Annotated in this window: 8 protein-coding genes; 5 read left to right on the top strand and 3 right to left on the bottom strand. The window is 62.6% G+C overall.

All coding sequences use genetic code 11. The annotated features are described in order from the left end of the window. The 4 genes from NP534_RS24420 to rlmF all read left to right on the top strand — a co-directional run. The coding region (locus NP534_RS24420) for a DNA polymerase III subunit chi (protein WP_274100416.1) at positions 1 to 368 on the top strand (368 nt) is incomplete at its 5' end. 5 nt (positions 369 to 373) lie between these two features. Beyond that, on the top strand, positions 374 to 739 hold the full coding sequence (locus NP534_RS24425) for a hypothetical protein (protein WP_033701069.1): 366 nt from the start codon (positions 374 to 376) through the stop codon (positions 737 to 739). Positions 740 to 885: 146 nt separating this feature from the next. Beyond that, on the top strand, positions 886 to 3732 hold the full coding sequence (locus NP534_RS24430; RefSeq protein WP_274100417.1) for a valine--tRNA ligase: 2847 nt from the start codon (positions 886 to 888) through the stop codon (positions 3730 to 3732). A 163-nt stretch (positions 3733 to 3895) separates the two neighbouring features. Continuing rightward, on the top strand, positions 3896 to 4846 hold the full coding sequence (gene rlmF / locus NP534_RS24435; protein ID WP_274100418.1) for a 23S rRNA (adenine(1618)-N(6))-methyltransferase RlmF: 951 nt from the start codon (positions 3896 to 3898) through the stop codon (positions 4844 to 4846). A gap of 52 nt (positions 4847 to 4898) precedes the next feature. On the opposite strand, the gene NP534_RS24440 is transcribed toward rlmF, so the two are convergent. Next, positions 4899 to 5180 (bottom strand): HU family DNA-binding protein, encoded by a 282-nt coding sequence (locus tag NP534_RS24440; protein ID WP_003255106.1) that lies wholly within the window; start codon positions 5178 to 5180, stop codon positions 4899 to 4901. 394 nt (positions 5181 to 5574) lie between these two features. Between NP534_RS24440 and yejK the strand changes: the two genes are divergently transcribed. Next, entirely contained in the window at positions 5575 to 6582 is a 1008-nt protein-coding gene (gene yejK, locus NP534_RS24445; protein WP_033701074.1) for a nucleoid-associated protein YejK, read from the top strand. Between the two features lie 18 nt (positions 6583 to 6600). Here the strand turns inward: yejK and NP534_RS24450 are convergent, their stop codons facing one another. Both NP534_RS24450 and NP534_RS24455 read right to left on the bottom strand, forming a co-directional pair. Beyond that, positions 6601 to 6882, bottom strand: a complete 282-nt coding sequence (locus NP534_RS24450) for a GIY-YIG nuclease family protein (protein WP_274100419.1) — start codon at positions 6880 to 6882, stop codon at positions 6601 to 6603. Between the two features lie 17 nt (positions 6883 to 6899). Further along, positions 6900 to 7388 carry a nuclear transport factor 2 family protein gene (locus NP534_RS24455; protein ID WP_274100420.1) on the bottom strand — a complete coding sequence of 163 codons (489 nt, stop codon included), beginning with the start codon at positions 7386 to 7388 and terminating at the stop codon, positions 6900 to 6902. Positions 7389 to 7444: the final 56 nt, after the last annotated feature.

Consider the following 7444-nt stretch of genomic DNA (forward strand, 5'->3'; position numbering starts at 1 on the left):
CCTGCAAGTTGTGCGACAAAGCCTGGCGCCTCGGCCACCGGGTCTACTTGCATTGCCAGGACGCCGAGCAGCGCAGCGAACTGGACCAACGTCTATGGCACTTCAAAGGCGAGGCTTTCGTGCCTCACGACCTGGCGGAGCTGCACGCTGATGCCACCGTGGCCTTAGGGCTTGCCGAGGATGCCGGGCAACACCGTGACCTGCTGATCAACCTGGGGGCTGGCGTACCCGCGTTCGCAGGGCAGTTCGAACGGGTTGCCGAAATCGTCGTCGAGGAACCGAGCATCCGCCAATCGGCCCGTGAGCGGTTCCGTTTCTACCGTGAACAGGGCTATGCTCTGCAAGACCACCGCTTACAGCGACTTTGACGACGATGGACAAGCCCTCCCCTTTGCCCGACTCCGCCCACCTGCTCGATGACCTCGAGTCGATCCGCCAACTGCTGGGCGACGCCGACCTGCAACCGCCGCTGCTGACCGAGACGGTGGAACAGATCCCGTTGTTGCTCGACGAGCCTGGCGGCAATGCCGCACCTGCCGTCGCGCCTGCCGTCGCTGAACCTGAGGAAGATTCGCAAACCCGCCGCCAGGACACCCTGTTGCACCTGGAAAGCGAGTTGCGCGCGGCAGCGCAGGCGATCATGCAAGACGTGATCAATGACTTCACCCCGCACATCGAGAACGAGATCAAGCGTCGGCTGGATGCGCGCATCGAACGTTTGATCAAGCGCTCCGAGTAAACCGGCCCCTCGCATGCCCCTCTTCGCGGTTTTACCCGCGAAGAAACCACCGCCCGCCTGCAGATGACAGCCGCGTGTCGCCTGCGGCCCCCACCTTGGTTATACTTCCCGGCTTTCCCGAATAAATGCACAGGGTCCCGCCGCGCATGGATAAGACCTACCAGCCGCACGCCATCGAAACTTCCTGGTACAACACCTGGGAGTCCGAGAACTATTTCGCTCCACAAGGTGCAGGCGAGTCCTACACCATCATGATCCCACCGCCGAACGTGACCGGCAGCCTGCACATGGGCCATGGGTTCAACAACGCGATCATGGACGCCCTGATCCGCTTCCGCCGCATGCAGGGTCGCGACACCCTGTGGCAGCCGGGTACCGACCACGCCGGTATCGCCACGCAGATGCTGGTCGAGCGTCAGCTCGAAGCCAAAGGCCAGAGCCGTCATGACCTGGGCCGCGAACAGTTCCTGGAAAAAGTCTGGGAGTGGAAGGATCAGTCCGGCGGCAACATCAGCCGTCAGATCCGCCGCCTGGGCTCGTCGGTCGATTGGAGCCGTGAGCGCTTCACCATGGACGATGGCCTGTCCGAAGCGGTCAAGGAAGCCTTCGTGCGCCTGCACGAAGACGGCCTGATCTACCGCGGCAAGCGCCTGGTCAACTGGGACACCAAGCTGCACACGGCAATCTCCGACCTCGAAGTGGAAAACCACGACGAGAAGGGCCACCTGTGGAACCTGCGCTACCCGCTGGCCGACGGCGCCAAGACCGCCGAGGGCAAGGACTACCTGGTGGTTGCCACCACGCGTCCGGAAACCCTGCTGGGTGATGCGGCTGTCGCGGTCAACCCGACCGACGAACGCTACCAGGCCCTGATCGGCAAGTTCGTCGAGCTGCCGCTGGTCGGCCGCCGCATCCCGATCATCGCCGACGACTATTGCGACCCTGAATTCGGCACCGGCTGTGTGAAGATCACCCCGGCTCACGACTTCAACGACTACGAAGTCGGCAAGCGCCACAACCTGCCGCTGCTGAACATCTTCGACAAGAACGCGATGGTCCTGGCCAGTGCCCAGGTCTTCAACCTCGACGGCAGCGTCAACGAGCAGGTCGACACCACCCTGCCCGCCCAGTACGCCACCCTCGACCGCTTTGTCGCGCGCAAGCAGATCGTCGCCGACCTGGACGCCCAGGGCCTGCTGGTCAGCATCGACGACCACGCCCTGAAAGTGCCGAAAGGCGACCGTTCGGGCACCGTCATCGAACCGTGGCTGACCGACCAGTGGTACGTCTCCACCAAGCCGCTGGCAGAGCCTGCCATCGCTGCCGTGGAAGATGGCCGCATCCAGTTCGTGCCCAAACAGTACGAAAACATGTACTTCTCCTGGATGCGCGACATCCAGGACTGGTGCATCAGCCGCCAGCTGTGGTGGGGCCACCGCATCCCGGCCTGGTACGACGAGGCCGGCCAGGTCTATGTCGGCCGCGACGAGGCTGAAGTACGTGCCAAGCACAACCTGGGCGCCGATGTTGCCCTGCGTCAGGACGATGACGTGCTGGATACCTGGTTCAGCTCGGGCCTGTGGACCTTCTCCACGCTGGGCTGGCCGGAACAGACCGAGTTCCTCAAGAAGTTCCACTCCACCGATGTGCTGGTGACCGGCTTCGACATCATCTTCTTCTGGGTTGCGCGCATGATCATGCTGACCATGCACCTGATCAAGAACGAGGACGGCACCCCGCAGGTTCCGTTCAAGACCGTGTACGTGCACGGCCTGGTGCGTGACGGCCAGGGCCAGAAGATGTCCAAGTCCAAGGGCAACGTCCTTGACCCGCTGGACATCGTCGACGGCATCACCCTCGACGCCCTGCTGGAAAAACGCACCAGCGGCATGATGCAGCCCAAGCTTGCCGAGAAGATCGCCAAGCAGACCAAGGCCGAGTTCCCTGAAGGCATCGCCAGCTACGGTACCGACGCCCTGCGCTTCACCTTCTGCTCGCTGGCCTCCACCGGCCGTGACATCAAGTTCGACATGGGCCGCGTCGAAGGCTACCGCAACTTCTGCAACAAGATCTGGAACGCCGCCCGCTACGTGCTGGACAAGGGCGAGGACTGCGGCCAGAACGGCGAAGCCTGCGAGCTTTCGCTGGCCGACCGCTGGATCATCTCGCAGTTGCAGCGTACCGAAGCCGAAGTGACCCGCCAGCTCGAGCAGTTCCGCTTCGACCTGGCCAGCCAGGCCCTGTACGAGTTCATCTGGAACCAGTACTGCGACTGGTACCTGGAGCTGTCCAAGCCGGTGCTGTGGGACGAGAACGCCCCCGTCGAGCGCGCCCGCGGCACCCGTCGCACCTTGGTGCGTGTGCTGGAAGTGGCACTGCGCCTGGCGCACCCATTCATGCCGTTCATCACCGAAGAAATCTGGCAGCGCATCGCGCCGCTGGCCGGCGTCCAGGGCAAGACCATCATGCTGCAGCCGTGGCCGGTGGCCAACGAAAGCCGCATCGATGCTGCCGCCGAAGGCGACATCGAGTGGCTCAAGGAACTGATGGTCGGCCTGCGCAATATCCGCGCCGAAATGAACATCGGCCCAGGCAAGCCGCTGCCACTGTTCCTGAAGAACGCCAATGCCGATGACCAGCGTCGCCTGCAGGAAAACGAAGCCCTGCTGAAGAAACTGGCCAAGGTCGAGTCGTTCACCGTGCTCGGCGATGCCGACGAAGCACCACTGTCGGCCACCGCGCTGGTGGGCGATCTGCAGGTGCTGGTGCCCATGGCCGGCCTGATCGACAAGGACGCCGAACTGGCTCGCCTGAACAAGGAGATCCAGCGTCTGCAGGGTGAAGTCCAGCGCGTCGGCGGCAAGCTGTCCAACGCGGCCTTCGTCGACAAGGCACCGCCTGCGGTGATCGAAAAGGAACGCGCCAAGCTGGCCGAGTCCGAACAGGCCCTGGCCAACTTCACCGAGCAGCATGCGCGTATTGCTGCGCTGTAACAATCTGATAGACCGCTGGGGCCGCTTCGCGGCCCTTTCGCGACACAAGGCCGCTCCTACAGGGACGGCGCCGGTTTGAAGGGCGCCGCTATCCTGTAGGAGCGGCCTTGTGTCGCGAAAGGGCTGTAAAGCAGCCCCACGGCCTGCAACACCGGATCCGACCATGACCGAAAAACCCACCCTGCACCCGCGCAACCGCCACCAGGGTCGCTACGACTTCCCCAGCCTGATCAAGGCCCACCCCGACCTGGCCCGCTTCACCATCACCAACCCGCACGGCAAGCCCAGCATCGACTTTGCCAACCCCGAAGCGGTACGGGTGTTCAACCGCGCTCTGCTCAAGGCCCAATACGGCATCCAGCACTGGGACATTCCCGCCGACTACCTGTGCCCACCCATCCCCGGGCGCGCCGACTACATCCACGTGCTCGCCGACCTGCTGGGCGATGACAACGCCGGCGAGATCCCCAAAGGCGCCCAGATACGCGTACTGGATATCGGCGTGGGGGCCAACTGCATCTACCCGCTGATCGGCCACAGCGACTACCGCTGGCGCTTCCTGGGCTCGGACATTGACCCCGTGGCATTGGCTTCGGCCAAGGCCATCGTCCAGGCCAACGGCCTGAACAAAGCCATCAGCTTGCGCCAACAGGCCAACCGCACGCACATCCTCAGCGGCCTGCTGCAGGACGACGAGCGCTTCGACCTGACCCTGTGCAACCCGCCCTTCCATGCTTCACGCGAGGAGGCCACCCGCGGCAGCCAGCGCAAGTGGAAGAACCTGGGCAAGCAGGACCCCAAGCGCAAACTGCCCGTGCTCAATTTCGGCGGCCAGAACAACGAACTGTGGTGCGAGGGCGGCGAGATCCGCTTCGTGACCCAAATGGTCGGGGAAAGCGCGCAGTACGGCGCAAGCGTGCTGTGGTTCACCAGCCTGGTGTCCAAGGCCAGCAACCTGCCAGGCATCGAGGCGGCGCTGAAAAAGGCCGGCGCCCAGGCCGTGCGCATTGTCGAGATGGGCCAAGGGCAGAAGCAGAGCCGCATGGTCGCCTGGAGCTTCCAGGACGCCAACGCTCGCCAGGCCTGGCACGCGCGACGCAAAACGCAAGGATGAAAAAAAACCGCGTCCGGGCAAGCCGGACGCGGTTTGGTCAACGCTTCAACAATTACTTGTTGATGGCGTCGGTCAGCACTTTGGCTGGGACGAACTTGACGACTTTCTTGGCAGCGATTTCGATGGCAGCGCCAGTCGAAGGGTTGCGGCCGGTACGGGCAGGACGCTCGGAGACTTTCAGCTTGCCGATGCCTGGCAGGGTGATTTCAGCGCCGTTTTCCAGTTGGTCAGCAACGATCTGGCCCAGTTGCTCCAGTGCGTTCTTGGCGGTGGCTTTTGGCGCGGCGATCGACTCGGCGATGTCGGCAATCAGTTGGTCTTTGGTCAATGCCATGGTGATGTTCCTTCCCTATCAAATTCAGTAGTTATGCAGCGAGCTACGACGTGATCGGGCCAGCCCCTGAATTCTGGAGGGCCGCGCCAATTCGGGTATGTAGATACGTAAATCGGCGTTTGGTTCGACACGACGCTAGCGTGCTGCCAGCAATGCGCCACACGAGGGGCGCAAGACCGCGCAAAGCTACCACAGGAATAGATAAATATCCGCTGCGCACATCGATTTAATGCAGGTTTTTCAGGGGTTTTGGCTTAAAACGCAAAAAACTGAACAAAAAACGAACAACCGGCATTTCTGCCAACATCCGGCCACTGCATCGCCTTGTCTCTGGGGTAAACTGGACGACTTTTGCAGCGCGGCCGTGCACCGCCCCAGACTCGCCGAGGACTTCATGCCAATTCGTCATTGCATCGTTCACCTGATCGACAAGAAGCCCGATGGCAGCCCCGCCGTGCTGCATGCACGCGACACCGAGCTTGGCGCCTCCGATGCCATCGAAAACCTGCTGGCCGACCTCAACGACAGTTACAACGCCAAGCAAGGCAAAGCGTGGGGCTTCTTCCACAGTGAGTCGGGCGCCTACCCACTCAGTGGCTGGCTGAAGCAGTACCTGGATGCGGAAAAAGACTTCGCCGCGTTCAGCCGTGTTGCCGTCGAACACCTGCAAAAGCTGATGGAAGAGTCCAACCTCTCCACCGGCGGGCACATTCTGTTTGCCCATTACCAGCAAGGCATGACCGACTACCTGGCCATCGCCCTGCTGCATCACAGCGAAGGCGTGGCAGTGAACGCCGAACTCGACGTGACGCCATCGCGCCACCTGGACCTCGGCCAGTTGCACCTCGCAGCGCGCATCAACCTGTCCGAGTGGAAGAACAACCAGAATTCCAAGCAGTACATCTCGTTCATCAAGGGCAAGAACGGCAAGAAAGTCTCCGACTACTTCCGTGACTTCATCGGCTGCCAGGAAGGCGTCGACGGCCCCGGCGAAACCCGCACCCTGCTCAAGGCCTTCAGCGACTTCGTCGAGAGCGAGGACCTGCCCGAAGCGTCGGCCCGCGAGAAGACCCAGACCCTGGTCGACTACGCCACCAGCCAGACCAAGCTGGGCGAGCCGGTTGCCCTGGACGAGCTGTCCAGCCTGATCGATGAGGACCGCCCCAAGGCGTTCTACGATCACATTCGCAACAAGGACTACGGCCTGTCGCCGGAAATCCCTGCGGATAAACGCACCCTCAACCAGTTCCGCCGCTTCACCGGGCGTGCCGAAGGGCTGTCGATCAGCTTCGAGGCGCATTTGCTGGGGGACAAGGTGGAGTATGACGAAGTGGCGGGCACCTTGATCATCAAGGGGCTGCCGACGCAGTTGGTGGACCAGTTGAAGCGGCGTAAAGATTGATATCGCCGGGGGCGCACGCTAAACCTGATAAGACGCCACCAGCGCCTCCTTGGCCGACTTGCGCAGCCGCTTCACCAGGCGCTCCTGGCGCAACGCTTCGCCTTTGTCCGGCCACTGCTCGACATACACCAGCGCCTGCGCCGGGCTGGTCTTGAAGTAACGCGCGCCCTGCCCCTTCTGATGCGCCATAAAGCGCCGCTGCGGGTCGTCACTGATCCCGCAGTACAAGGACCCATTGGCCGCCCGCACCAGGTAGACATACCACGGTTTGACGGCCTGACTCAGTACTTCTTCGCTCACGACAGCTGCTCTTTGTGTTACGGAGTGGGTACGTTGCCGTGCTGGTGCTGGTAAGCCCGCAGCCCCTTGAACGCCTGCTGGCGTACCTTGTTCTGCAACAGCGGCGTCCAGCCGAGCAGCACCCCTGGCGCGCCCAGTGCCTGACGCGACCAGCGCCAGAGGTCGAAACTGTCGTCATGCTGACAGATCAACCCGTCACGGATGACAAACCGCGCCTGGATATCGTTGACCACGGTGCGGCCGGTCTGGCTGAACAGGTAGCTCGCGACCCAGTGCGCGCTACCACTGTGCGCATCCGCGCGAACGTTGTCGAACTTCAGGGTGAAGCCCTTGGCGCGCGTGGTCAGCATCCGCCACATGTCGCCAGCATCCTGACCGCGCAGGGTGCCGAAGACCGGGTCGCTGAACACGATGTCGTCGCTGTAGCAGGCCACCATGGCCTCGGCGTCCAGGCGCTGGAAGGCCTGGTAGAAGCGGGTGATCAGCTCGCGGTTGGCATCGCTCATGAGGGCAGGTCCGTCCTGGGAATAGAAGGATGCAAGATAATCTGCCCGCTGCGCTT

The organism is Pseudomonas sp. 39004 (assembly GCF_028682155.1).
GTDB lineage: Bacteria > Pseudomonadota > Gammaproteobacteria > Pseudomonadales > Pseudomonadaceae > Aquipseudomonas > Aquipseudomonas capeferrum.

Excerpts from the sequence above, each read along its gene's own strand:
- NP534_RS24425 (WP_033701069.1), top strand. The coding sequence starts at position 374 with ATGGACAAGCCCTCCCCTTTGCCCGACTCCGCCCACCTGCTCGATGAC.
- NP534_RS24430 (WP_274100417.1), top strand. The coding sequence starts at position 886 with ATGGATAAGACCTACCAGCCGCACGCCATCGAAACTTCCTGGTACAAC.
- rlmF (WP_274100418.1), top strand. The coding sequence starts at position 3,896 with ATGACCGAAAAACCCACCCTGCACCCGCGCAACCGCCACCAGGGTCGC.
- NP534_RS24440 (WP_003255106.1), bottom strand. The coding sequence starts at position 5,180 with ATGGCATTGACCAAAGACCAACTGATTGCCGACATCGCCGAGTCGATC.
- yejK (WP_033701074.1), top strand. The coding sequence starts at position 5,575 with ATGCCAATTCGTCATTGCATCGTTCACCTGATCGACAAGAAGCCCGAT.
- NP534_RS24455 (WP_274100420.1), bottom strand. The coding sequence starts at position 7,388 with ATGAGCGATGCCAACCGCGAGCTGATCACCCGCTTCTACCAGGCCTTC.